Source organism: Polaromonas sp. P4_F4, assembly GCF_056401355.1.
This window is the reverse complement of the sequence record NZ_JBFUJO010000020.1, coordinates 1-21,724: the sequence shown is the minus strand read 5'-3', so window position 1 is coordinate 21,724 and position 21,724 is coordinate 1. Positions and strand designations below refer to the sequence as shown.

Below are 21,724 nucleotides of genomic sequence, written 5' to 3'. Positions count from 1 at the left end.
TTCAGAGACTATGTTTCAGCGCCATTCACGCTCGCCGCCTGGCGAATGGCGTCCAGCGTCACGCGGCCCACGATATCGCCGCCCGCGTTGACAACCGCGGCCTCATCGGCACCGCTGTCAAGCATTGCAGACAGGGCATCGCGCAGCGGTGCGCCAGCCGGCACACGCGGCGCACTGCTGGCAGGTGTACCTGCATCGGTGCACAGCCCGGTTGTCAGCAGTGACAGTCTTTTGAGCGACCGGTCTTCGCCGACAAAAGCCTGGACAAACGAATTTGCAGGAAGCGCCAGGATGCGTTCCGGCGTGTCGTACTGAACGACTTTTCCGGCACGCAGGATGGCGATGCGCGTGGCCATTTTGATGGCTTCGTCGATGTCGTGCGTGACAAAGACAATGGTCTTCCCGAGTTCGCGCAGGATGCGCAGGAACTCGTCCTGCAGACTCGCGCGGGTGATGGGGTCGATGGCCCCGAAGGGCTCGTCCATCAGCATCACCGGCGGGTCCGCGGCAAGCGCCCGTGCCACGCCCACGCGCTGCTTTTGGCCACCGGAGAGCTCCCGCGGAAAACGGTCCCGGTACAGGCCGGGTTCCATGTGGACGAGCGCCAGCAGTTCATCCACACGCCGGGCTATGCGCGGCGCGTCCCAGCCCAGCATTTTCGGTACGGTCGCCACGTTCTCGCCGATGGTCATGTGGGGGAAGAGTCCCACCTGCTGGATCACATAGCCGATCGAGCGGCGCAACTCTACCGCGTCTATCCGGGTCACATCCTGTCCGTCGACTTCAATCCGCCCCGAATCGGGTTCCACCATGCGGTTGATCATGCGCATGGTCGTGGTCTTGCCGCACCCCGAGGGGCCGATCAGCACGCAGATTTCGCCCGCATTGATGGTGAGCGACAGTCCGTCGACGGCAGTCTGGCCGCTGGTTCCGAAGCTCTTGGTGAGGCGGTCGAGTGTGATCATGCGCGAAGGCCTTGAGGGGTCATGCGGCGCTGCAAGGCGCCAAAAAGAAAATCAGTGCCCAGCGCCAGCAGGGTCACCGGGATGGCGCCCACCAGCAGTTGGGGGATGGCCATCATGGCAATGCCCGCGGTGATGAAGTCGCCAAGCCCGCCGCCGCCAATAAAGGCCGCCAGCACCGCACCGGAAATCACCTGCACCGCGCCGGTGCGCAGGCCCGCAAAGATGACCGGCAGGGCCATCGGCAGCTCGACCTGCCGCAACAGCAGGGTCCGCGTCATGCCCATGCCAACCGCCGCGTCGACGGCGTCGGCGTCCACGCCACGCATGCCGACGATGGTGTGGGTCACGATGGGCGGCAGCGCGATCAGCGTCAGGGCGAACAGCGCAGGCGCAAAGCCGGTCCCCAGAAGCGGCATGACCAGCGCGAGCACGGCCAGCGACGGCAGGGTGCGTCCGACATTCGCTGCGTTGACCACGGCCAGCGCCAGGCCGCCACGCCGTGCCACGGCAATACCGGCAGGTATGCTGATCAGCGCGGCCAAAAACAGCGCTGACCCTGACAGGGCAATGTGCACGCCCAGCGCCCGGTAGAACTGGGTCGGATGGGTCGCCAGGAAGTTCCAGGTGTCGGCCAGCATTGTTTTTCCTGGGGGTCAGGCCGCACGCCGGCGTTTAAGCTGCCGTTCGAGCAGTGCGAGCAGCAGGTCGACGCTGACCGCCAGGGCGCACGCGGTCAAGGCGCCTGCCCATATTTTTGCGGGGTGATCGCTGGCAATGCCGTTGAAGATCAGCGTGCCCAGCCCGCCTGCGTTGACGTAGGCCGCGACGACGGTCACGCTGATGACCGTCACGGCGGATACGCGCAGACCCGCCACGATCACCGGTAACGCCAGCGGCAATTCGATGCGCCGCATGATCTGGGCCGCGCTCATGCCCATGCCACGGGCGGCATCGATCACGTCTGCCGGAACCTCCCGAATGCCCGTCGCCACACTGCGGATCAGGATCATCAAGGAAAACGCCACCATGGTGATGATGGCATTGGTACGGCCCAGCCCGACGAGCGGAATCAGGAAGGCGAGAAAGGCCAGTGTCGGAATGGTGTACAAAATCCCGGAGACCGTCATCACGGCCCCGTACAGCCGTTCGCGCCGGGCGGCCACGAGGCCAATCACCAGCGACAGGGCGAATGCAATCGTGAGCGCCGTCAGGGAGATGGCAATGTGTTCCCACAGGGCATACACAATGTCAGTCCAGTTGCGCAGGAACCATTTCATAGGGGTGTCACGCGGCCCCTGGACTGACGGCCCATGAACTGAACAAGCCCGAGGCTACGGCGCGTTGGACCCGGTCAATGTCCGGGCCCAGCGGACGGTCTTCGTCCAGCATGGCGACCAGGTCGCGCAGCTGCAGGTAGGTCGCGCGCGCGCCTTCCCCCATGGCGGCCTGATCGGTTTCACGCAGGTCTACGGCCTGGGCGGCGATCAGGAGTTCAATGGCAATGACGTAGTGGACGCGCTCCAGCAGTTCGCCCAGTTTTTCGGCAACGCCCAGCGCCATGCAGGCATGATCCTCCAGCCCTTCGGAGACCGGCAGGTAATCAAGCGAGCCGGGGTTGGCGCGCAACCGTATCTCGGCCCACAGGGCGGTCAAGGTTTTTTGCACCGTGGCGAAGCCGGAATGGGCCGGCCCGTGACGTGTCAACTGCAGGGGCAGGCCGGTGAGCGCGGGGGACATGAAGCGCTGGCAGCGGGCCACAGACATGCTGGCGGCCTGTGCCAGCGCAATCGCGCAGGCATCCAGCGCGAGCGCCAGGGCCGGCACGTGAAAGTTTCCGTTGGACAGCATGATGCCGTCGTCTGCCAGCACCAGCGGACTGTCGGCGGCGCTGTTGAGCTCCACTTCGACCTGCTCCCGGGCCAGGGCTATCGTGCCCCGGGCGGCGCCATGCACCTGGGCCACGACACGCAGCGAGACCGGGTCCTGAACGCGGCGGGCGGCACCCGGCGCGAGCAGCGCGCTGCCCTTCAGGAGCGCGCGCAGCTGGCTGGCGACTTCCACCTGGCCGGTCGCAGGCCTGGCCATGACCGCGCTGGGATGGAGCGGGGAAAGATTGGCCCGAAAGCCCTCGAATCCCAGCGCCACCGCGGCCAGCCAGGCATCCAGTGCGGCAGTGGCGTCATGCAGCACCAGTGCGGCACGCGCGGTGGTGGCGGCGTTGGAGCTGATCAGCGCCAGGCCGTCCTTGGCGCCGAGCTTGACGGGCTGCAACCCGGCGCGCTCCAGGGCGACGCCGCCCTTGAGCACCTCGCCGCCAAATTCGGCCTCGCCTTCGCCGAACAGGGGCAGGGCCAGATGTGACAGCTGGGGCAGGTCAGCCACACCGATGGAGCCGAAGCGTGGCACCACTGGGTGCACCCGGTGGTTCAGCAGCGCAATACAGGCATCCAGCACGCCGGGTGACACGCCGGAGCCGCCGCGCGCCAGGCCGGCGATGCGGGCAAATTGCATGGCGCGAACGCTGGACTGCTCATAAGCCGGTCCGACCGCCACCGCGCGGGCACGCACGGCCCGTCGCTGATAGTCTTCCAGATCATCTTCCGCCAGCAGCGCGCCGGTGTTGGCGCCCAGCGCGGAATTGAGGCCATAAACAGGCGCGCCGGACGCCGCCAGGCGGACCACCACATCGCGCGCCGCGGTAACCCGCGCCCGGGCTGCGGAGGCCAGTGCGACGGCTTCACCCTGGCGGGCGACGCGCACCAGATCGGCTATGCCCACCCAGGTGTCGCCGACTTCAATCGTCATGGAATGTCAGCTCTCATTCGCCGATGCTGTGACCTGTGGGCTTACTTGATCAGCCCCTTGGCTTTGAGGAAATCGCGTGCCACATCTTTGGGTTCCAGCTTTTCGCCATCGACCTGGTAGTTCATCTGGGCCATTGTGGTTTCGTCGAGCAGGGCGCTGACCCGGTTCAGGACCTCACCAATTTTGGGGTTGGCATCGAGGACTTCGCGGCGAATGACAGGCACCACGAAATACGGTGGCCACAGGCTTTTGTCGTCGCGCAGCCGCTTCAGTTTCATGGCGCTGATCATGCCGTCTGTGGAGTAGCCGTTCACCACCTGGATCTGATCGTTCTTGAGCGCCTGGTAGCGCAGGCCAATGGCCATCTGCAGGTCTTCCCCGAACACCATGTCGTATTTGGCTTTCAGGCCAGGCAGCCCGTCCTTGCGATCGCGAAATTCAGGGCCGGCGCCGATCTTCAGGTCCTTGGCGGCTTTCGCCAGATCCGAGAGGGTTTCCAGCTTGTACTTCTGTGCGGTCTCCGGGCGGACGACCATCACATACCCGTTGTTGAGGTTGGACTGGTTCAGCACGGCAAAGCCCATCTTGGCGTAGGCCTCTTTCACCTTGTCATAAACGGCCTTGGGGTCCGTCATGGGCTCCTGCTTCAGCACGGCAAGCAGCATGGTGCCGGTGTACTCGGGGTAGAAATCGATCTGTTTCTCTTCCATGGCCTTTTGCGCAATCAGCGTGCCACCCAGATTGAGCTTTTTCTCGGTCTTGATGCCTGCGGCTTCCAGGGCCTGGGCGTAAATTTCTGCGAGCACAAACTGCTCGGTGAAATTCTTGGAGCCCACGCGGACCACTTGCTGGGCCTGCGAAGCAAGGGGCACCACGGCGGCGAAGGCCAGCGCCCAAAAGGCCAGAAATTTGCGAATCTTCATGATGATCTCCGTTTGAGGATGGCGACAGGAATGGTGAGAGGAATATCGGGATGAATATCGGAGGAATAGTGAGAAGAATAGCGTCAGATATTGCGGCAGTGACAGCGGACATTAACTGTTTTTCCTGAATCGTGCCTGGAATCCCGGCGCTCCTGCGCCCCTGAAAATCACCCATTCCGGCGCGCCAACTTGTATATACAAGAGAATAATAGTAGCATACGAAAATTGCCTGTGCAAGACGAAAAATCACTCTGCAACAGCCGTTTTTTCGCAGACATGCCAGACCTCAAAACGGACTCCAGCAAGTGCCTTTTTCCTCACCGTCTTCACTTTTTGCCTCCCTGACCCTCCGACTTCCTGGCACCCTGGTGTGCGTGGTCATCGCCCTGGCGGCCACGTTCTTATCTGAGCATTACGGCGGGCCGCAACTGCTGTATGCCTTGCTGATCGGTCTGGCATTTCATTTTCTGTGCAGCAATCCCCGCGTCAGGCCAGGCGTTGACTTTTGTGGCCGAAGCCTGCTGCGTATCGGCGTGGCGCTGCTCGGCGTGCGCATTACCTTGACCCAGGTCGCCAAGCTAGGCCTCGAATCTGCGGTGGTCATCGCGGTGGGGGTGGCGCTGACGATTTTTTTTGGATTGCTGCTGGCCCGGTGGTTGAAACGTCCCCGCGAGGAGGGCCTGCTCTCCGGCGGCGCCGTGGCCATCTGCGGCGCATCGGCGGTGCTGGCCCTGTCGTCCGTCCTGCCGCAAACCAGGGAGAACGAACGCTTCACGCTGCTGGCGGTGGTGGGCGTGACGGTGCTGTCCACCCTGAGCATGGTGATCTACCCCTTCGCGCTCAAGGCCATCGGCCTTCCCCCTGAGCAGGCGGGTATTTTCCTGGGTGGCACCATCCATGATGTGGCGCAGGTGGTGGCTGCCGGCATGATGCTGGGCCCCGCAGTGGGCGACACCGCCACCGTGGTGAAGCTGTTTCGCGTCATGCTGCTGATGCCCATTGTGGTGTTCGTCGCCATCAGCTACCGAAACCATCCGGATACCAAGGCGACCGATGATGAAGTGCCGCTGGTTCCGGGCTTCCTGCTCGCCTTCATTGTGCTGGTGCTGCTGGCCAGCATCGGCACATTCACACCCGACATGACGCAACTGGCGAGCAGCACCTCGCGCTGGCTGCTGGTCACGGCCATTGCGGCGGCGGGTATCAAGACGAGCTTTGAAGACCTGCTCAAACTCGGCTGGCAACCGGTTGCCATGCTGGTGGGTGAGACGGTGTTCATCGCCTCGCTGGTGCTGGCCGCCATTGTGACGCTGCGGCTGGGCCTGTAGCTGCGGGGCTGCCTGCCGGATGAGGTCCGCGGCTTATCCGTGGCTTATCCGCGGCTTTACACCAGACGCAAGGCGGTCAGCTCGGTAATTTTCGCCTCTCCCGCCAGGCCGATACGCCCCTGTGCCACCAACTGGTGCACCGCACCGATGTCAGGCGCCAGGCTGCGGTCGTGCATCATGGCCGGCGATACTGAACGCACCAGTTGCAGCACGCCTTCCAGTGCAGCGGCGCTTTTCAGCGGCCGCAGAAATTCAATCCCCTGCGCCGCCGTCAGCAACTCAATGGCCACGATGTACTCCGTGTTGCGCAGCATGGGCTGAAGCCGGCGGGCCGCAAAGGTCGCCATGCTCACGTGGTCTTCCTGGTTGGCCGAGGTGGGCAGGCTGTCCACACTCGCTGGATGGGCCAGCGATTTGTTTTCTGACGCCAGCGCGGCGGCGGTCACGTGCACGATCATGAAACCCGAATTCAACCCGGGCTCGGGCGTGAGAAAGGCCGGCAGGCGAGACGCCACCGTATCGACCAGCATGGCAATGCGCCGCTCGGTGATGGCGCCGATTTCCGCGATGACCACGGCCAGCGCATCGGCAGCCAGCGCCACCGGTTCCGCATGAAAATTGCCGCCGGATAAAAGCTCCCCCCCGACGTGGCCTGCGGCCATCTCTCCCTCAAGGGGGCGGCTCCTGTGGCCCGGCAAAGCCGGTTCCCCGGCCCCTGCTTGCAATGCAACTTCCCGGGTGGATGCGAACACCAGCGGGTTGTCGGTGACGGCATTGGCTTCACGCATCAGCACCTGCGAGGCATAGCGCATCTGATCCAGGCAGGCGCCCATGACCTGAGGCTGGCAGCGCAGGCAGTACGGGTCCTGCACGCGGTCGTCGCCCTCCAGGTGGGAGCGGCGGATCTCGCTGCCGACCATCAGCGCGCGGTAGGCGGCGGCACAGTCGATCTGTCCGGGCTGGCCGCGCACGGCGTGAATGCGGGGATCAAACGGCCCGTCGCTACCGCGTGCGGCGTCGAGCGTGACAGCCCCGGAAATCACGGCGGCTTCGAACAGGCGCTCGGTCGCCAGCAGGGCATCCAGCGCCAGCGCGGTGGAGACCTGCGTGCCATTGATCAGGGCCAGCCCTTCCTTGGCCGACAACTGTATCGGCGCCAGCGAGGCATGTTGCAGCGCGTTTGCGGCGGGCAGGCGCTCGCCGCGATAAAACACCTCGCCTTCGCCAATCAGCGGCAGGCACAAATGCGCCAGCGGCGCAAGGTCGCCGGAGGCGCCGACCGATCCCTGGCAGGGAATCACCGGCGTCAAGCCGTGGTTGTACAAGGCCAGCAGCAGGTCGATGACACATTCACGCACGCCCGAAAAGCCGCGCGCCAGGCTGGCAGCCTTGAGCAGCAGCACCAGCCGCACCACCCGCTCCGGCATGGGTTCGCCCACACCGACGGCATGCGAACGCAACAGGTTGAGCTGCAGGGTATTCAGGTCGACCTGGGCGATGCGCTGGTTGGCCAGCTTGCCGAAACCGGTGTTCACACCATAGACGGCGGCGCCGCCCTGCGCGGCCTGCCGGACGAGCTGGGCGCTGGCACGAATGCCGGCGGTGGCTGACGGATCTATCGTCAGCGGCTCGCTGCCTGCGTGGATCTGGCGCAGTTGCGCCAAGGTTAAAAAGCCTGGCTGGATGTTCATGGGTGACTCGTTGGCAAGCAGTGACAGCGGCAGTGACAGCTGGAAGTGTAGGTATTACCTCATTCGGGTTTGATGTTCTTTTGCCGGATCACTTCGGCCCAGCGCACGGTGTCGGCCTGAATGGTGGCGGCGAGTTCCGACGGTTTGCCGGCGCCAGGCGTCATGCCCAGCGCGGCCAGCTTGTCTTTCAGTTCGGGACGGGCGAGGAGGCGCGCGGTTTCCGTGTTGAGCCGGTCAATCACCGGGCGTGGCGTGCCGGCGGGCACCATCAGCGCATACCAGGACACCGCCTCGAAGCGGGCCAGGCCCTGCTCGGCAAGGGTCGGGACTTCAGGCATGACCGGCGAGCGCTTGAGGCTGGCCACTCCCAGCGCGCGCAGCTTGCCGCTCTGGATGTGGGGCAGCACCGAGGACATCTGCGCGAACATCATCGACACCTGGCCGCCGAGCAGGTCGTTGAGAGCTGGCCCGATGCCCTTGTAAGGCACGTGGAGCAGCTGCACGTTACTCTGCAGCGCGAGCAACTCGCCCGCCAGGTGCGCCTGGCTGCCGGCACCGGGCGAGGCGAAGGAGAGCGCATCCGGCTTCTGTGCGGCCAGGGCCAGCAGTTCCCGGAGCGAGCGTGCCGGCACCGCCGCATTCACCACCAGCACGTTGTCCACCGTGGCCAGCATGGCAACCGGCGCGAGATCCGAGGCCTTGTAGGGCAGGTTGGGAAACAGCGTGGGATTGACCGCGATATTGCCCAGGGGCACGATCGCCAGCGTGTGGCCGTCAGGCGGGGCCTTGGCCGCCTGCTCGACGCCAATGTTGCCGGCCGCGCCTACCTTGTTGTCGACCACGGCCGGCTGGCCGAGGGCTTCGGACAGGCCCTGGGCCAGTACGCGGCCCAGCACGTCGGTCGGTCCGCCGGGTGGAAAGGGCACGATCACATGCAGCGGCCGGGACGGATAGGTTTGCGCCAGCGCGCCGAAGGGCGTCGCCGTCACCAGCAGGCTGGCCAGCAGACTGAACAGTGCCGGCAGAAAGAAGGGAAAGCGAAAGTGAAAGTCAAAGTGGAAGCGGCGCATCAGAGTTCCTCGAAAGGGATGGCGGCCGCAGCGGCCATGGCCGCGAGGGGCTGGTAATCGGCGGGGTCGGGCACCGCAAAGCCCGCCAGCAGCAAGCCCTGCATGAGCGGCGCCAGTTCCGGTGCGGTGGCCGTTGCCAGCAGGGCCGCACGCAGCCGCGCGAGTTCGCCTGCGGTCAGGGCCGCGGTGGCGACCAGCGGGGGAATCGGCAGGGCCGGGGTGCTCGCCACCGTGCGCACCTGGGCGGCAAAGTCCGGCTCCCGCTGCCGCAGCAGATCGTGGTAGTAGCTGTCCAGCGGGCCCACGTCGATGCGGCCTTCGGCCAGCGCCTCGATCACGCCGCGGGCGTGAATCAGCTCGCCCACCGCCTGGCGGTAAAGCCGCGGCCGTGCGGCCGAGCGGTAGCGCTCCAGGTAGTGGCGCGGGGCCACGCCGCCCGACATCGAATCGGCCAGCGTGTAGCCCACCACGCCGCCGAAGGTGTCTTCGAGCGTCCGGTAAGGCGCGCCGGTGCGCACCACGATGTCGGTGAAATACACCGGCTGGCCGCCGTAACGGGCCGGTGACGGCAGCGGTGCCGCGACCAGCGTGGGCCGGACTGCGCGTTGCGCAAAGGGTAGGCCGCACATCATCGCCAGGCCCAGGTCATCGCGGGCCCACAGCGCCGACAGGGGCGCCGGCGCGTCGTAGTCGATCACGTCCCACGGCAGGCCGGCGCGGGCCAGCACCCAGTCCAGCAACTGCTTCCAGTCGGCCTTGACCGATGGGGTCGCCGAGTACATGCGGGCGTTGGCCACCGGCAGGGAGGCGACGGGTGATGTGCTGATGGCGTTCATGGCGGCGTGGAGATTGACGGTATGTTGGGATGCCGGTGTTGTAGGTGTTTTGGGATTCAGCGAAAGCGCAGCTGTTGCCCGAGGTTCATGCGCTTGGCCTTTTCCAGCATGAACGCGCCGAGGGCGATGTCCGACAGCGACAGGCCGCGGTGCCAGAAGAGATTGGTCTCCTCATCGCTCTGGCGGCCGGGTTTGAGGCCCGCGACGATTTGCCCCAGTTCGGCATGCAGCGTCTTTTCCGACAGCTTGCCGCTGTCCACGTGGGCGCGCAGGGCGCCAAAAGGCCCGGCCTTGGCCTGGCCCCAGTCGTCCATCACCATCTTGTCCATGATGTCGGTGAGCGACAGCTCCACCGCGCTCATGGTGCCGTAGGGAATCACGCAGGCGCCCTTCTTGATCCATTCGGTCTTGAGCATCGGTTCGGGTTTTTCCAGTCGCGAAGCCTCCACCACGATGTCGGCCCCGCGCACGCAGGACTCCCAGTCTTGCGTCACCGTGATTTTCTTGCCCAGGTCTTTTTCAAGCCGCGCGGCAAAGGCATTGCGGCTGTCGGGCCGGCGCGAGTGAACGCGGATTTCGTCAAAGTGGTAGATCGAGTCGAGCAGGCGGACATTCCAGTACGACGTGCCGCGCGCGCCGATGTGGCCCAGCACTTTAGAGTCCTTGCGCGCCAGGTGTTTTGCACCCAGCGCGGTGATGGCGCCGGTGCGCATGTCGGTGATGTCGGAGGCGTCGATGATGGCGATCGGCGAGCCGTTTTTCGGGTTGAACAGGTTGAGCACCGCCAGCTCCGACGGCAGGCCGATTTCATAGTTGCGGTAAAAGTCGCCCACCACTTTCACGCCGGCCAGGCCCAGCGGGCGGATGTAGCCGCGCAGCACATTGAAGTGGCCCGGGTAATCCTTTTCCGGCACCAGGTGCATGCGCGGCTCGATGGTGGTTTGCTGCAGGCCTTGCGCATGCAGCGCCTGCTCCACGGCGCCGATGATTTCGGCATCGGTCAGGGCCAGTGCCTGCACGTCAGGGTGGTTCAGGTAGGTCAGGTAGATTTCGACCGTATCGTCAACGTTATTGTCGGACATGCTTCAGGCTCCCATCATGGGCAGGTTCAGGTGGTTGTCTCGGGCGCTCTGGCGGGCGATCTCGTAGCCCGCATCCGCATGGCGCATGACGCCGGTGGCGGGGTCATTGAACAGCACGCGCTCGATGCGTTCGGCCGTCTCAAGGGTACCGTCACACACAATGACCACGCCCGCGTGCTGCGAGTAACCCATGCCCACGCCGCCGCCGTGGTGCAGGCTGACCCAGGTGGCGCCGCTGGCCGTGTTGAGCAGGGCATTGAGCAGCGGCCAGTCGCTCACGGCATCGCTGCCGTCCTGCATGGCCTCGGTTTCGCGATTCGGCGAGGCGACGGAACCGCTGTCGAGGTGGTCGCGGCCGATGACGATGGGCGCCTTCAGCTCGCCGCTTTGCACCATCTCGTTGAAGGCCAGGCCCGCCCGGTGGCGCTCGCCCAGGCCAATCCAGCAAATCCGCGCCGGCAGGCCCTGGAAGCTGATGCGCTCTTCGGCCATGTCAAGCCAGCGGTGCAGGGGCTTGTTGTCGGGGAACAGTTCTTTCATCTTCGCGTCGGTCTTGCGGATGTCTTCCGGATCGCCCGACAGCGCCACCCAGCGGAAGGGCCCGACGCCGCGGCAAAACAGCGGCCGGATATAGGCGGGCACAAAGCCGGGGTAGTCAAAGGCATTGGCCACGCCGAAGTCCTTGGCGACCTGGCGCAGGTTGTTGCCGTAGTCCACGGTGGGAATGCCCATCTCATGGAAAGCCAGCATGGCCTTGACGTGCACCGCGCAGGATTGCCCTGCGGCCTGCGTCAGCGCGGCATGCTGCGCCGGGTCCTTTTGCGCGGCCTGCCAGCGGGCCACCGTCCAGCCCGCCGGCAGGTAGCCATTGATGATGTCGTGGGCCGAGGTCTGGTCGGTCACGATGTCGGGGCGGATGCCGCCGGCCTGCGCGCGCCTGACCAGTTCCGGCACGATCTCGGCCGCATTGCCGCACAGCGCAATGGAGACAGCCTCCCGGCGCGACGTGTGGTGCCGGATCAGCTCCAGCGCTTCGTCGAGGCTGGCGGCCTGCTTGTCCACATAGCGCGTCCTCAAGCGAAAATCGATGCGCGACTGCTGGCATTCGATGTTGAGGGAGCAGGCGCCGGCAAAGGTGGCCGCCAGCGGCTGCGCGCCACCCATGCCCCCCAGCCCCGCCGTCAGAACCCAGCGGCCCGCCAGGTCGCCATTGAAGTGCTGGCGGCCCGCTTCCACAAAGGTCTCATACGTGCCCTGCACGATGCCCTGCGTGCCGATGTAGATCCAGCTGCCGGCCGTCATCTGGCCGTACATCATGAGGCCGGCGCGGTCGAGTTCATTGAAGTGTTCCCAGGTGGCCCATCTGGGCACCAGGTTGGAATTGGCGATGAGGACGCGCGGCGCGCCCGCATGGGTGCGGAACACGCCGACCGGCTTGCCGGACTGCACCAGCAGTGTCTCGTCTGCCTTGAGCTTGCGCAGCGAGTCCAGGATGGCGTCAAACGCCGGCCAGTTGCGCGCCGCCTTGCCAATGCCGCCGTACACCACCAGCTCGTCGGGGTTTTCCGCGACTTCCGGGTCCAGATTGTTCTGGATCATGCGGTAAGCCGCTTCGATCTGCCAGTTGGCGCAGGTGAGGGCGCTCCCGCGAGGAGCGCGGACCGGGCGGGCCTGGCTGCCCTGGAAAGGGGTTTTGGAAAGATCCGGTATGAGATCCGACATGAGACAGGCTCCATGTAACAAAAAGAAAAACTTTGGCGCAGCTTCGGGCCCGGGCTTCAGGCTTTGGTTGGTTAAATCGTAGTTGTCTATACAACTTGTGTCAACTGGAGTAATCTACGGCCTGCGGCAGCGCTTTTCGAGGGCGCCAATTGTTTTTTCTTACTCCGGCTAAAAATGGCAACCACTCCATTGCCCGCTTATGGGCAGGTCAAGGCATTCATCAAAACGCGCATCAGTGCCGGCACCTGGAGGCCCGGTGATCCGGTGCCCAGCGAGGCCGTGCTGATGGCGCAATTTGGCGTCAGCCGCATGACGGTCAACCGTGCGCTGCGCGAGCTCATGGGCGAGGGCCTGGTCACGCGAATCCAGGGCTCGGGAACCTTTGTGGCCGAGCTGCACCGCATTTCTTCAACGCTGACCATTCGTGATATTCATGAGGAAGTCATTGAGCGGGGCCACACCCATAGCTCGCGGGTGTTGCGGGCGGAGTCCGAAAAAGCCAGCGCCGACGTGGCGCGCACCCTGGGCCTGCGCTCGGGCGGGCGTGTGTTCCACACCATATTGATTCATCTGGAAAACGGTGTACCCATCCAGTACGAAGACCGCTATGTCAACCCGGCGGCGGCACCCAACTACCTGAAGACCGACTTCACGCAGACGACGCCCACCTATCACCTGCTGGAAGAAGCGCCGCTCACCGAAGCCAGCTATTCAATTGAAGCCTGCCTGCCGACAGCACTGGAGGCCAGGCACCTCGACATCAAGCCAGGCGAAGCCTGCCTGGCGATGATGCGCCGCACCGTGAGCGGCGCCCACATTGCCAGCGTGGCACGGCTGGTGTACCCCGGTTCGCGCTACAGCTTTGCCGGAAAGTTCCAGGCATGAGACCGCCGCCGCGAAGTCGAACTGTATTTGAGGAAGCAGTGAGAGGAAGCAGTGAAATGCGCGGGACGAGTGACCTTGTCAATATCAATGATCAATGGAGTCAGTGAGATGAATGGAGTGAATCAGATGAATGAAGTCAGCGGGGCAAGCGAGGCGAATCCAGTGGGGCAGGGGGATCAGAGCCCGGCCTGTACCTTGCGGCGCGGCACGGTTCCCCTGCTGGTGAGCATGCCGCATATCGGCACGGCCATTCCACCGGAGCTGCAGGCGGCCTACATGCCCGAGGCACTGAAAGTGGAAGACACCGACTGGCACCTGCAGACGCTTTACAGCTTCCTGCCGGAGATGGGCGCCAGCGTGTTGACGCCGCACTATTCGCGCTATGTGATTGACCTGAATCGCCCGCCGGATGACGCCCCGATGTACCCCGGCGCATCCAACACCGAACTCTGCCCCACCCGGTTCTTCTCGGGTGCGCCGCTCTACCAGCCCGGTTGCGAGCCCACCCCCGATGAGCGCGCAAGGCGGCGCGAGGCCTATTGGCAGCCCTACCATGCGGCCCTGGCCGCCGAGCTGGCCCGCCTCAAGGCCCGGCACGGCTATGCGTTGCTGTGGGACGCCCACAGCATCCGTTCGCAGATTCCCTGGCTGTTTGAAGGCACGCTGCCCGACCTCAACATCGGGACGGCCGACGGCGCCAGCGCCCATGAAGCCATCACCGCATCGGTCGCACAGGCCTGTGCTGCGCTTTCCGGCATCACGACAGCCGTCAACGGCCGCTTCAAGGGTGGCTACATCACGCGGCACTATGGCCAGCCGTCCAGCGATGTGCACGCCGTGCAGCTGGAGATGTGCCAGAGCCTGTACATGCAAGAAGTGCCGCCCTTCGCCTACGACGAGGCGCTGGCTTCCCGCATCCAGCCTCTGTTGAAAAATATGCTCTCCAGCGCGCTTTCTGCCTGCCGAAGCGGCCATCAAAAGTGAAGCGAATTTTTGCCGGCACAAGCCTGGTTACAGGTCGGCAGGCCCGGCCCGGAGCAACCGGGCAGATGCCGTGACGCCGGGGCGCGGCGGTCCGCGGCGCTGCGCCCTCATCATTGGGGGGTTCTGCTCCCACTTTCGGGAAGGGGATTGACGATTGTCAACAGGCGCCGGTGCTGGGCGCGTTATCGTGGGGGGACCGGAACTTCTCGATGGAGTGCTTCCATGAAATCCTCCCTGATGCAATTGCTGGTTCACTTTGACGCCTCGCGACGCGCGGCGCCGCGCCTGGAGTTCGCACGCCAGCTCGCGCGGCGGCACGGTGCCGCGGTGGCCGCGCTCTATTCGGTCACACCCAGTTTCGCGATGCCGCCGTTTGCGCCCACGCTCGGCCCCGGTACCGCCGTCAGCTTGCGCGAGGTTGACGACGAGCGGCTGGCCAGGGCGCGCACCGCCTTCGATCGCGCGCTGGCCTCGACCGGCGTACCGGTCTCCTGGGGCGAGCTGACCGACTATCCCGTGGCCGGTGCCTTCGCGCAGCAGGCGTTTTATGCCGACCTGCTGGTACTGGGCCAGCACGACCCTTCGGATATCGAGTCCTCGGACGTGCCATCCGATTTCGCGGAAACCGTGATGGCGATCAGTGGCAGGCCGGCCCTGATCCTGCCCTATGCCGTGGTGCCGCCGACTGTCGGCGAGGCGGTGGTGATCGCCTGGAAGCCGACGCGGGAGGCGGCGCATGCTGTCACCGCGGCCATGCCCCTGCTGCAGAGTGCGCAACGTGTTCATGTGGTCAGCTGGTCGGCCGATGAGCCCGTCGTCGGTGGCGTTGCGCTGGACCTGGCCGGCTATCTGAAGCGCCATGGCGTTGAGGCAACCTGGCACCGCCAGGGCGACGAACCCGACCGGCTGGGCGAACTGCTGTTGTCACGCGCCTTCGACCTCACAGCTGACCTGCTGGTGATGGGCTGTTACGGCCATAGCCGCGCGCGCGAGTGGCTGGTGGGAGGCACCTCGCGGGAAGTTTTGCAGTCCATGACCCTGCCGGTGCTGATGGCGCACTGACCACCGGCCCGGTTCGCCGTCGGGTCACAGGGCGCCGGTGCCGACCCTCTGCCAGCCCCAGACCCGGGCAAGCCTGCCTGCCGCTCGAACACGCTCGGACAATTCCTAGGCGGCCTCGGTGCAGTGGACGTCGCTGTTCCGGATTTTTCCGACGGGTGAATTCAGCCGCGGCCGATGGCGCATCGGCCCAGGCACGAGCACACTGACTCAATGGCTGATGTCCCCTCCTCCGTCAAGGTTTTTCTGGCCGACGATTCGGCCCTGATCCGCGGTCGTGTCGCCACGATGCTCGGCGTCAGTGACATGACCATTGTCGGTGAGGCCGAGACGCCGCAGGCATCGATTGACGGCATTCTGGCCACGGCGCCGGATGTGGTGGTGCTGGACGTTCAGCTGGAGGGCGGCTCGGGCCTGCAGGTGTTGCGCGCCGTGCGCCAGGCGGCACCCGACATCGCTTTCATTGTCTTCAGCAACAACGCGGCCCCGGCCTACCGCATGCGCTATCTGCGGGAGGGCGCCGCCCGCTTCCTCGACAAAAGCACCGAATTCGATCAACTTGTGCGGGCTGTTGCGAATGCATCGCGCCACCTTGCGCATTGACAACCGTCTCACCGGAGGGAAATCATGTCAACCGCCATACCCGCACCCGTACCCGCACCCGCAAGCACGCAAGAAGCACCTGCCGGCGCCCTGCGGATCATTCCAATTCGCCAGGCCATGGGGGATGTGCAGGCCCCGCCTTTGAGGACACCCCGTTCCAGCTGCCACCTGTGCGATCTGTCCCTGCCCTGCGGCATGACGGATGGCGACGCGGAGCGCCTGGACAGCCTGATGTTCGGGCGCCGCAAGGTCAAGGCCGGCCAGACGCTCTTTGACGAGGGCGACCATTTCCAGTTCATCTATGCGGTGCGCAGCGGCACCTTCAAGTCCAGCCTGATGCTGGCCGATGGCCGCGAGCAGATCAGTGGCTTTCACATGGCCGGAGAGCTGATTGGCCTGGACGGCGTGGCCTACGGCAAGCACGCCAGCAGCGCTATCGCCCTGGAGGATACCGAGGTCTGCGTCATTCCCTATGAGCAACTGACCCGGCTGGCCATCGGTAACCCCGCCATGCAAAACATGGTCAGCCGCCTGATGAGCCTTGAAATCATCCGGGAGCACAGCCTGATGCTGCTGCTCGGCAGCATGAACGCCGAGGAGCGGCTGGCGGCGTTTCTGCTGAACCTGTCGCAGCGCCTGAAAGCCCGCGGCTACTCGGCCAGCGAATTTCACCTGCGGATGACGCGCGCCGAAATCGGCAGCTACCTGGGCATGAAGCTGGAAACCGTCAGCCGGACTTTCTCGGCGTTCCAGCAGCAGGGCCTGCTTGAAGTTGACAAGCGCCACATCCGCATCAAAGACCAGGACGGCCTGAAGCGCGTGTTCGAGATGCACGTGCACTGAAGGCGGCATCGGTATGAAATACAAGGACTATTACGCCGCGCTGGGTGTGCCGCGGGACGCCGATGCCGAACAGATCAAGAAGGCCTACCGTAAATTGGCGCGCCAGCACCACCCGGATGTCTCCACGGCGCCCGGCACCGAAGCCCGGTTCAAGGAGGTGGCCGAGGCGTACGCGACGCTGAAGGATGCCGAGAAGCGCGCTGCGTACGACGAGCTCGGTCGCCGCCCGGCCGGTGAAGAGTTTGCGCCGCCACCGCAATGGAGCCATGAATACGCCTCGGACGGACAGTCGTTCGAGGACATCGACCTGGCCGACCTGCTGGCTGCGCTGGGCCGCGGGCATCGCGGCTCGCGGCGTGGGCCGGTGCCCCTGCATGGGCGCGACTACGAGACGGTTGTGCGCATTGGCCTGGAAGAGGCGCACCGGGGAACCCGGCTCAACCTGGATCTGGCGCACGATGAGGGCGGTGGGCGCACTCTGGAGGTAACCATTCCGCCCGGGGTGAGTGAGGGCCAGAAGCTGCGCTTGCGTGGCAAGGGCGGTAAAGGCCGTGATGGCGGTGCCGACGGCGATATTTATTTGCACATCACACTGGCGCCCCATCCGGTGTTCCGCGCCGACCACCACGACTTGTACTTCGATCTGGCGCTTGCGCCGTGGGAGGCGGCGCTGGGCGCCGATGTGGAAGTGCCCACGCTGGACGGGCCGGTGATGCTCACGGTGCCGCCGGGCACGCGCTCGGGGCGCAAGCTGCGCCTGCGCGGGCGGGGCCTCACCAACGGCCGCAGCGGGCGCGGCCACCTGTATGCCGTCATCCATGTTGACGTACCCGCCACCCTGACCGCGCGGGAGCATGAGTTGTTCCAGGAGTTGGCCCGTAGCTCGCACTTCAACCCACGACGCCGTGGACAAGGAGAAGCAACATGAAAACACAGTCGCTTGAATACACCTGGCTGGACGCCCGCGAAACCGTGACGATCTCCGACTTGTCCCGGGCCTGCGGTCTGAGTGCGGCTGAACTGGACGAACTGGTGGAGTACGGCGCACTGCGGCCGCTGGAGCAGCACCGGGTGGAGCGTCTCTTCAGCGCCGAATACGTCATGCCGCTGCGTAGCGTCGGCAGGCTGCGTATGGACTTCGACCTGGACCTGTTCACCGTGGCGCTGCTCTTCGGTTACCTCAATCGCATCGAGGCACTGGAGCGCCAGGTGCGGTCGCTGCAGGCCCAGTTGCCCGGGCACGAACGGTACGCCGGCGAGGGCGCAGACACCTGAAATTGAGCGCCGGGCCGGCCTGCCGGCCTGTCGCCACCCAGGGGCTGATGCCTGTTCACCTTGACTTTCACGATTGGAGTTAACCATGTCACCCCTTCGTCAAACCGTACTGGGCATCGCCCTGGCTGCAGTCTGCGTCGGCTCCAGGGCCCACACCGCTGCGGAACACGCGCACCATCACCCGGACATTGCGGTGGCCGACCAGCCGTCTGCGGCGCAGGCAGGTCCCGCAGCCGGGCCGGCCGGTGCCGATCGCATGGCCGCCATGGACCGCCAGATGAAAGCCATGCGCGAGATGCACGAAAAAATGGCCAGCGCGAAAACGCCGGAAGAGCGCGACGCGCTGATGGCCGGGCATATGAAGACCATGCAGGAGGGCATGGCGACGATGGACATGATGGGCGGCCCAGGCATGGGCTCCATGGGTGGCATGCCGGGCGGGAAACCCATGGCGGGCACCATGAACGAGCGCCAGCAGATGATGGAAAAGCGTATGGACATGATGCAGTCCATGATGCAGATGATGATGGATCGCCTGCCTGCGCCGGCCGCCAAATGAAGGCGTGGCCACCATGAGCCAGGCTCCTCTGCCACCCCTTCGCGCAGGCATTGCATTGGCCATCACGAGCTTCTGGAATTCGCGCTATACCATCGGCCTGCTTCCGAACGCCAGGAGCCGCGTAAGACACCCTACGAGGTGTTGCGCCGTCGCCTGGCGAACGGCGACATCAGCGCCGAGGAATACGAAAAACAATCCTGGATCAGGATACCTGGCAGGCGATGTGATGAATTTCGGGCATTGACATGAATCCTCACCCGCAATCCTTGCGTTCGCCGGAACCCATGCGTCCTGAAACGGCAGGGAGCAGGCAAGCTGTTGTGCCGCATGCGCATGGGGCGGGGTCCGCCGGGGTAACACCCCTGAAAGACCCGGTTTGCGGCATGCCCGTCACTGCGCACTCCACCCATTGGCACGAGCATGATGGACGGCTCTATTACTTCTGCAGCGCACACTGCAAGAACAAATTCAGTGCGGACCCGGCTCGATTCGTCGCCCCGGAGCCAGCGCCTGAACAGGAGGCGCCGGCCCCCGCCGGCACGATTTACACCTGCCCGATGCACCCGGAGATACGTCAGGACCATCCCGGCAACTGTCCCAAGTGCGGCATGACGCTCGAACCCCTGTTGCCCGAACTCGAAGAGGGCGAGAACGCGGAGCTCGTCGATTTCCAGCGACGCTTCTGGTGGACGCTGCCGCTGACCGCGGTCGTGACGCTGATGGCGATGTTCGGCCACAGGCTGAACTGGTTTGACATGGCTACGCAAAGCCGGGTCGAGCTCGTCCTGTCTCTGCCCATCGTGCTGTGGGCCGGCTGGCCGTTCTTTCAGCGTGGCTGGCAATCGGTGGTGAATCGCAGCCCCAACATGTGGACGCTGATCGGCCTGGGCACCGGTGCCGCCTTCGTCTACAGCGTGGTCGCGACCGTCGCACCCCAGGTGTTTCCGGCCTCGTTTATGTCCATGGGGCGGGTCGCCGTGTACTTTGAAGCGGCTGCCGTGATCATCTCGCTGACGCTGCTGGGCCAGGTGCTGGAGCTCAAGGCCCGCTCGCAAACCTCGGCCGCGATCAGGTCCCTGCTCGGCCTGGCACCCAAGACTGCCCGGCGCATCCGGGCCGACGGCAGCGAGGAGGATGTGCCGCTGAATCACGTCCATGTCGGCGACCTGCTGCGCATTCGGCCCGGCGAGAAAGTGCCGGTCGATGGCGTGGTGGTCGAAGGCGGCAGTTCGGTGGACGAGTCCATGCTCACCGGCGAGCCGCTGCCGGTCACCAAGCGCGTGGGTGACAAGGTCATAGGCGCAACGCTCAACACCAGTGGCGCCATGGTGATGCGGTCCGAGCGGGTGGGCGCGGCCACCATGCTGGCGCAAATCGTCCAGATGGTCGCGCAGGCCCAGCGTTCCAAAGCCCCGATGCAGCGCATGGCCGACGTGGTCGCGGGCTATTTCGTGGTCTCCGTGGTGCTGGTTGCACTGCTGACGTTCTTCGGCTGGGGGCTGTTCGGGCCCGAGCCGCGTTGGGTCTACGGCCTGATCAACGCGGTCGCGGTGTTGATCATCGCCTGTCCATGCGCCCTGGGTTTGGCCACGCCGATGTCCATCATGGTGGCCACGGGTCTTGGCGCGACGCGGGGCGTGCTGTTCCGCGATGCGGCGGCCATCGAGAACCTGCGCAAGATCGACACGCTCATCATCGACAAGACCGGCACCCTGACCGAGGGACGCCCGCGGTTCGACCGCGCAATCCCTGCCCCCGGAATGGATGCTGAAGAAGTGCTGCGCCTCGCGGCGAGCCTGGACCAGGGCAGCGAGCACCCGCTGGCCGACGCCATCGTGGCTGCGGCCCGCGAGCGTGGCCTGGCGCTGGACAAGGTGGATAACTTTGAATCCGGCTCCGGAATCGGCGTGCGCGGGCAGGTGGCAGGGCGTCAAATGGCGCTCGGCAATACCACCCTGATGCAGCAAATGGGCATTCCGGTCGATAGCCTGGTATGGCAGGCCGAAGCGCTGCGGGCGGAAGGCGCCAGTGTGATGCACCTTGCCGCCGATGGACGCCTGATCGGCTTGCTGGCTGTTTCCGATCCGATCAAGTCCAGCACGCCCGAGGCTTTGGTGACATTGAAAGCGGCCGGCCTGCGTATCGTGATGGCGACCGGCGACGGCCTGACCACGGCCAAATCTGTCGGCGCGCGCCTGGGCATTGACGAGGTGCATGGAGAGGTCAAGCCGGCCGATAAATTACGGCTGGTGGAGCGCCTGCAGAAGGAAGGCCGCGTGGTGGCGATGGCCGGGGACGGTATCAACGATGCGCCCGCGCTGGCCCAGGCGGATGTTGGCGTGGCCATGGGCACCGGCACTGACGTGGCGATGAACAGCGCACAGGTCACGCTGGTCAAGGGTGATTTGCGCGGGATCGCCATCGCGCGTTCGCTGTCGGAAGCCACGGTGGGCAACATGAAGCAGAACCTGATGTTTGCCTTCCTGTACAACGCGGCGGGCATTCCCATCGCGGCCGGTGTGCTGTACCCGCTGACCGGCTGGCTGCTGTCGCCGATGATCGCCGCGCTGGCTATGAGCTTCAGCTCGGTGTCGGTGATCGGCAACGCCCTGCGCCTGCGACGGAGCCGGCTGTGAGTCCACGCTTTCAGTTCCATCGGGAGGCGACGGCCGGTATCCCGGCCAGCCCCCAGGACCTGTTTGCCTTTCTGGATGATCACCGGCGGCTGGCCGCGCACATGGAAAAGCCGTCGCTGATGATGGCCGGCTCCGCGATGAAAATCGCGACCGACAGCCAGCAGGGCCAGGCTGTCGGCTCATGGATACGCCTGGAAGGACGGGTCCTGGGCATTGCCCTAAGTGGAATGGCACTTACTTTGGCAGGTTGGCCTTCGGCGACGTGCGTAAGTGCTTGAAAGCAAAGGGAGATGGCTGACCAAAGGGTCGATAGGATGGTTGTTTACGAAGCACCCAAACCATCTTCCCAAAGGCCAGCCACCATGGATCGTAATGCCCAAAGCGTCTTGCATCAACGTTGCAGCAGCATTGGACGCCGGGCGAGATCGACCCAGGCGGTGGAATTCTTCAACGTTCTG

21 protein-coding genes are annotated in these 21,724 nt (G+C 64.9%); 11 read left to right on the top strand and 10 right to left on the bottom strand.

Annotated features, from left to right (window positions below):
* Nucleotides 1-8: 8 nt before the first annotated feature.
* The 5 genes from AC1DUR_RS18990 to AC1DUR_RS18970 are packed head-to-tail and all read right to left on the bottom strand — an operon-like array spanning nt 9 to nt 4,693.
* The gene (locus AC1DUR_RS18990) at nt 9-965 is read right to left on the bottom strand and encodes an ABC transporter ATP-binding protein (protein WP_477720618.1); all 957 of its coding nucleotides are present in this window, start codon (nt 963-965) and stop codon (nt 9-11) included.
* The gene (locus AC1DUR_RS18985; protein ID WP_011482107.1) at nt 962-1,603 is read right to left on the bottom strand and encodes an ABC transporter permease; all 642 of its coding nucleotides are present in this window, start codon (nt 1,601-1,603) and stop codon (nt 962-964) included. Before AC1DUR_RS18985 ends, AC1DUR_RS18990 begins: the two co-directional genes overlap by 4 nt.
* 15 nt (nt 1,604-1,618) lie before the next feature.
* Nucleotides 1,619-2,242, bottom strand: a complete 624-nt coding sequence (locus AC1DUR_RS18980) for an ABC transporter permease (protein WP_011482108.1) — start codon at nt 2,240-2,242, stop codon at nt 1,619-1,621.
* A gap of 7 nt (nt 2,243-2,249) precedes the next feature.
* On the bottom strand, nt 2,250-3,770 hold the full coding sequence (locus tag AC1DUR_RS18975; RefSeq protein ID WP_477720617.1) for an HAL/PAL/TAL family ammonia-lyase: 1,521 nt from the start codon (nt 3,768-3,770) through the stop codon (nt 2,250-2,252).
* 41 nt (nt 3,771-3,811) lie between these two features.
* Nucleotides 3,812-4,693, bottom strand: coding sequence for a glycine betaine ABC transporter substrate-binding protein (locus tag AC1DUR_RS18970; RefSeq protein ID WP_477720616.1), 882 nt, complete (start codon nt 4,691-4,693; stop codon nt 3,812-3,814).
* A gap of 305 nt (nt 4,694-4,998) precedes the next feature.
* On the opposite strand from AC1DUR_RS18970, the gene AC1DUR_RS18965 reads away from it, so the two are divergent.
* Nucleotides 4,999-6,021, top strand: coding sequence for a YeiH family protein (locus AC1DUR_RS18965; protein ID WP_477720615.1), 1,023 nt, complete (start codon nt 4,999-5,001; stop codon nt 6,019-6,021).
* A gap of 56 nt (nt 6,022-6,077) precedes the next feature.
* Here the strand turns inward: AC1DUR_RS18965 and hutH are convergent, their stop codons facing one another.
* From hutH to hutU, 5 genes are read right to left on the bottom strand one after another with little or no spacing between them, the layout of a single operon-like run.
* On the bottom strand, nt 6,078-7,712 hold the full coding sequence (gene hutH / locus AC1DUR_RS18960; RefSeq protein ID WP_477720614.1) for a histidine ammonia-lyase: 1,635 nt from the start codon (nt 7,710-7,712) through the stop codon (nt 6,078-6,080).
* Between the two features lie 59 nt (nt 7,713-7,771).
* A complete protein-coding gene (locus AC1DUR_RS18955) occupies nt 7,772-8,782 on the bottom strand; it encodes a Bug family tripartite tricarboxylate transporter substrate binding protein (protein WP_477720613.1) in 1,011 nt (336 codons plus the stop codon).
* Nucleotides 8,782-9,618, bottom strand: a complete 837-nt coding sequence (locus tag AC1DUR_RS18950) for a phosphate/phosphite/phosphonate ABC transporter substrate-binding protein (RefSeq protein ID WP_477720612.1) — start codon at nt 9,616-9,618, stop codon at nt 8,782-8,784. Before AC1DUR_RS18950 ends, AC1DUR_RS18955 begins: the two co-directional genes overlap by 1 nt.
* 56 nt (nt 9,619-9,674) lie before the next feature.
* Nucleotides 9,675-10,700, bottom strand: a complete 1,026-nt coding sequence (locus AC1DUR_RS18945) for an ornithine cyclodeaminase family protein (RefSeq protein WP_477720611.1) — start codon at nt 10,698-10,700, stop codon at nt 9,675-9,677.
* A 3-nt stretch (nt 10,701-10,703) separates the two neighbouring features.
* A complete protein-coding gene (gene hutU / locus AC1DUR_RS18940; protein WP_477720610.1) occupies nt 10,704-12,422 on the bottom strand; it encodes a urocanate hydratase in 1,719 nt (572 codons plus the stop codon).
* A gap of 174 nt (nt 12,423-12,596) precedes the next feature.
* Between hutU and hutC the strand changes: the two genes are divergently transcribed.
* From hutC to AC1DUR_RS18890, 10 genes are all read left to right on the top strand, one after another.
* Nucleotides 12,597-13,307: a histidine utilization repressor gene (gene hutC, locus AC1DUR_RS18935; RefSeq protein ID WP_477720609.1), complete on the top strand. Its 711-nt coding sequence runs from the start codon at nt 12,597-12,599 to the stop codon at nt 13,305-13,307.
* A gap of 126 nt (nt 13,308-13,433) precedes the next feature.
* Entirely contained in the window at nt 13,434-14,291 is an 858-nt protein-coding gene (hutG, locus tag AC1DUR_RS18930) for an N-formylglutamate deformylase (protein WP_477720608.1), read from the top strand.
* A gap of 222 nt (nt 14,292-14,513) precedes the next feature.
* Entirely contained in the window at nt 14,514-15,353 is an 840-nt protein-coding gene (locus tag AC1DUR_RS18925; RefSeq protein ID WP_477720607.1) for a universal stress protein, read from the top strand.
* 210 nt (nt 15,354-15,563) lie between these two features.
* Nucleotides 15,564-15,953 (top strand): response regulator, encoded by a 390-nt coding sequence (locus AC1DUR_RS18920; protein WP_477720606.1) that lies wholly within the window; start codon nt 15,564-15,566, stop codon nt 15,951-15,953.
* Nucleotides 15,954-15,977: 24 nt separating this feature from the next.
* On the top strand, nt 15,978-16,796 hold the full coding sequence (locus AC1DUR_RS18915) for a helix-turn-helix domain-containing protein (RefSeq protein ID WP_477720605.1): 819 nt from the start codon (nt 15,978-15,980) through the stop codon (nt 16,794-16,796).
* Nucleotides 16,797-16,809: 13 nt separating this feature from the next.
* Nucleotides 16,810-17,724, top strand: a complete 915-nt coding sequence (locus AC1DUR_RS18910; RefSeq protein WP_477720604.1) for a DnaJ C-terminal domain-containing protein — start codon at nt 16,810-16,812, stop codon at nt 17,722-17,724.
* Entirely contained in the window at nt 17,721-18,071 is a 351-nt protein-coding gene (locus AC1DUR_RS18905; RefSeq protein WP_477720603.1) for a chaperone modulator CbpM, read from the top strand. Before AC1DUR_RS18910 ends, AC1DUR_RS18905 begins: the two co-directional genes overlap by 4 nt.
* 85 nt (nt 18,072-18,156) lie before the next feature.
* On the top strand, nt 18,157-18,630 hold the full coding sequence (locus AC1DUR_RS18900) for a hypothetical protein (protein WP_477720602.1): 474 nt from the start codon (nt 18,157-18,159) through the stop codon (nt 18,628-18,630).
* 245 nt (nt 18,631-18,875) lie between these two features.
* Nucleotides 18,876-21,266, top strand: a complete 2,391-nt coding sequence (locus AC1DUR_RS18895; protein ID WP_477720601.1) for a heavy metal translocating P-type ATPase — start codon at nt 18,876-18,878, stop codon at nt 21,264-21,266.
* Nucleotides 21,263-21,544, top strand: a complete 282-nt coding sequence (locus AC1DUR_RS18890; protein WP_477720600.1) for a hypothetical protein — start codon at nt 21,263-21,265, stop codon at nt 21,542-21,544. The genes AC1DUR_RS18895 and AC1DUR_RS18890 overlap by 4 nt, the downstream gene beginning before the upstream one ends.
* The last annotated feature ends 180 nt before the right edge of the window (nt 21,545-21,724 follow it).

Coding starts and splice junctions, on each gene's coding strand:
- AC1DUR_RS18980 (WP_011482108.1), bottom strand. CDS start 2,242: ATGAAATGGTTCCTGCGCAACTGGACTGACATTGTGTATGCCCTGTGG.
- AC1DUR_RS18945 (WP_477720611.1), bottom strand. CDS start 10,700: ATGTCCGACAATAACGTTGACGATACGGTCGAAATCTACCTGACCTAC.
- hutG (WP_477720608.1), top strand. CDS start 13,434: ATGAATGAAGTCAGCGGGGCAAGCGAGGCGAATCCAGTGGGGCAGGGG.
- AC1DUR_RS18905 (WP_477720603.1), top strand. CDS start 17,721: ATGAAAACACAGTCGCTTGAATACACCTGGCTGGACGCCCGCGAAACC.
- hutC (WP_477720609.1), top strand. CDS start 12,597: ATGGCAACCACTCCATTGCCCGCTTATGGGCAGGTCAAGGCATTCATC.
- AC1DUR_RS18925 (WP_477720607.1), top strand. CDS start 14,514: ATGAAATCCTCCCTGATGCAATTGCTGGTTCACTTTGACGCCTCGCGA.
- AC1DUR_RS18955 (WP_477720613.1), bottom strand. CDS start 8,782: ATGCGCCGCTTCCACTTTGACTTTCACTTTCGCTTTCCCTTCTTTCTG.
- AC1DUR_RS18900 (WP_477720602.1), top strand. CDS start 18,157: ATGTCACCCCTTCGTCAAACCGTACTGGGCATCGCCCTGGCTGCAGTC.
- AC1DUR_RS18895 (WP_477720601.1), top strand. CDS start 18,876: ATGAATCCTCACCCGCAATCCTTGCGTTCGCCGGAACCCATGCGTCCT.
- AC1DUR_RS18970 (WP_477720616.1), bottom strand. CDS start 4,693: ATGAAGATTCGCAAATTTCTGGCCTTTTGGGCGCTGGCCTTCGCCGCC.
- AC1DUR_RS18950 (WP_477720612.1), bottom strand. CDS start 9,618: ATGAACGCCATCAGCACATCACCCGTCGCCTCCCTGCCGGTGGCCAAC.
- hutU (WP_477720610.1), bottom strand. CDS start 12,422: ATGTCGGATCTCATACCGGATCTTTCCAAAACCCCTTTCCAGGGCAGC.
- AC1DUR_RS18985 (WP_011482107.1), bottom strand. CDS start 1,603: ATGCTGGCCGACACCTGGAACTTCCTGGCGACCCATCCGACCCAGTTC.
- AC1DUR_RS18920 (WP_477720606.1), top strand. CDS start 15,564: ATGGCTGATGTCCCCTCCTCCGTCAAGGTTTTTCTGGCCGACGATTCG.
- AC1DUR_RS18915 (WP_477720605.1), top strand. CDS start 15,978: ATGTCAACCGCCATACCCGCACCCGTACCCGCACCCGCAAGCACGCAA.
- AC1DUR_RS18975 (WP_477720617.1), bottom strand. CDS start 3,770: ATGACGATTGAAGTCGGCGACACCTGGGTGGGCATAGCCGATCTGGTG.
- hutH (WP_477720614.1), bottom strand. CDS start 7,712: ATGAACATCCAGCCAGGCTTTTTAACCTTGGCGCAACTGCGCCAGATC.
- AC1DUR_RS18910 (WP_477720604.1), top strand. CDS start 16,810: ATGAAATACAAGGACTATTACGCCGCGCTGGGTGTGCCGCGGGACGCC.
- AC1DUR_RS18990 (WP_477720618.1), bottom strand. CDS start 965: ATGATCACACTCGACCGCCTCACCAAGAGCTTCGGAACCAGCGGCCAG.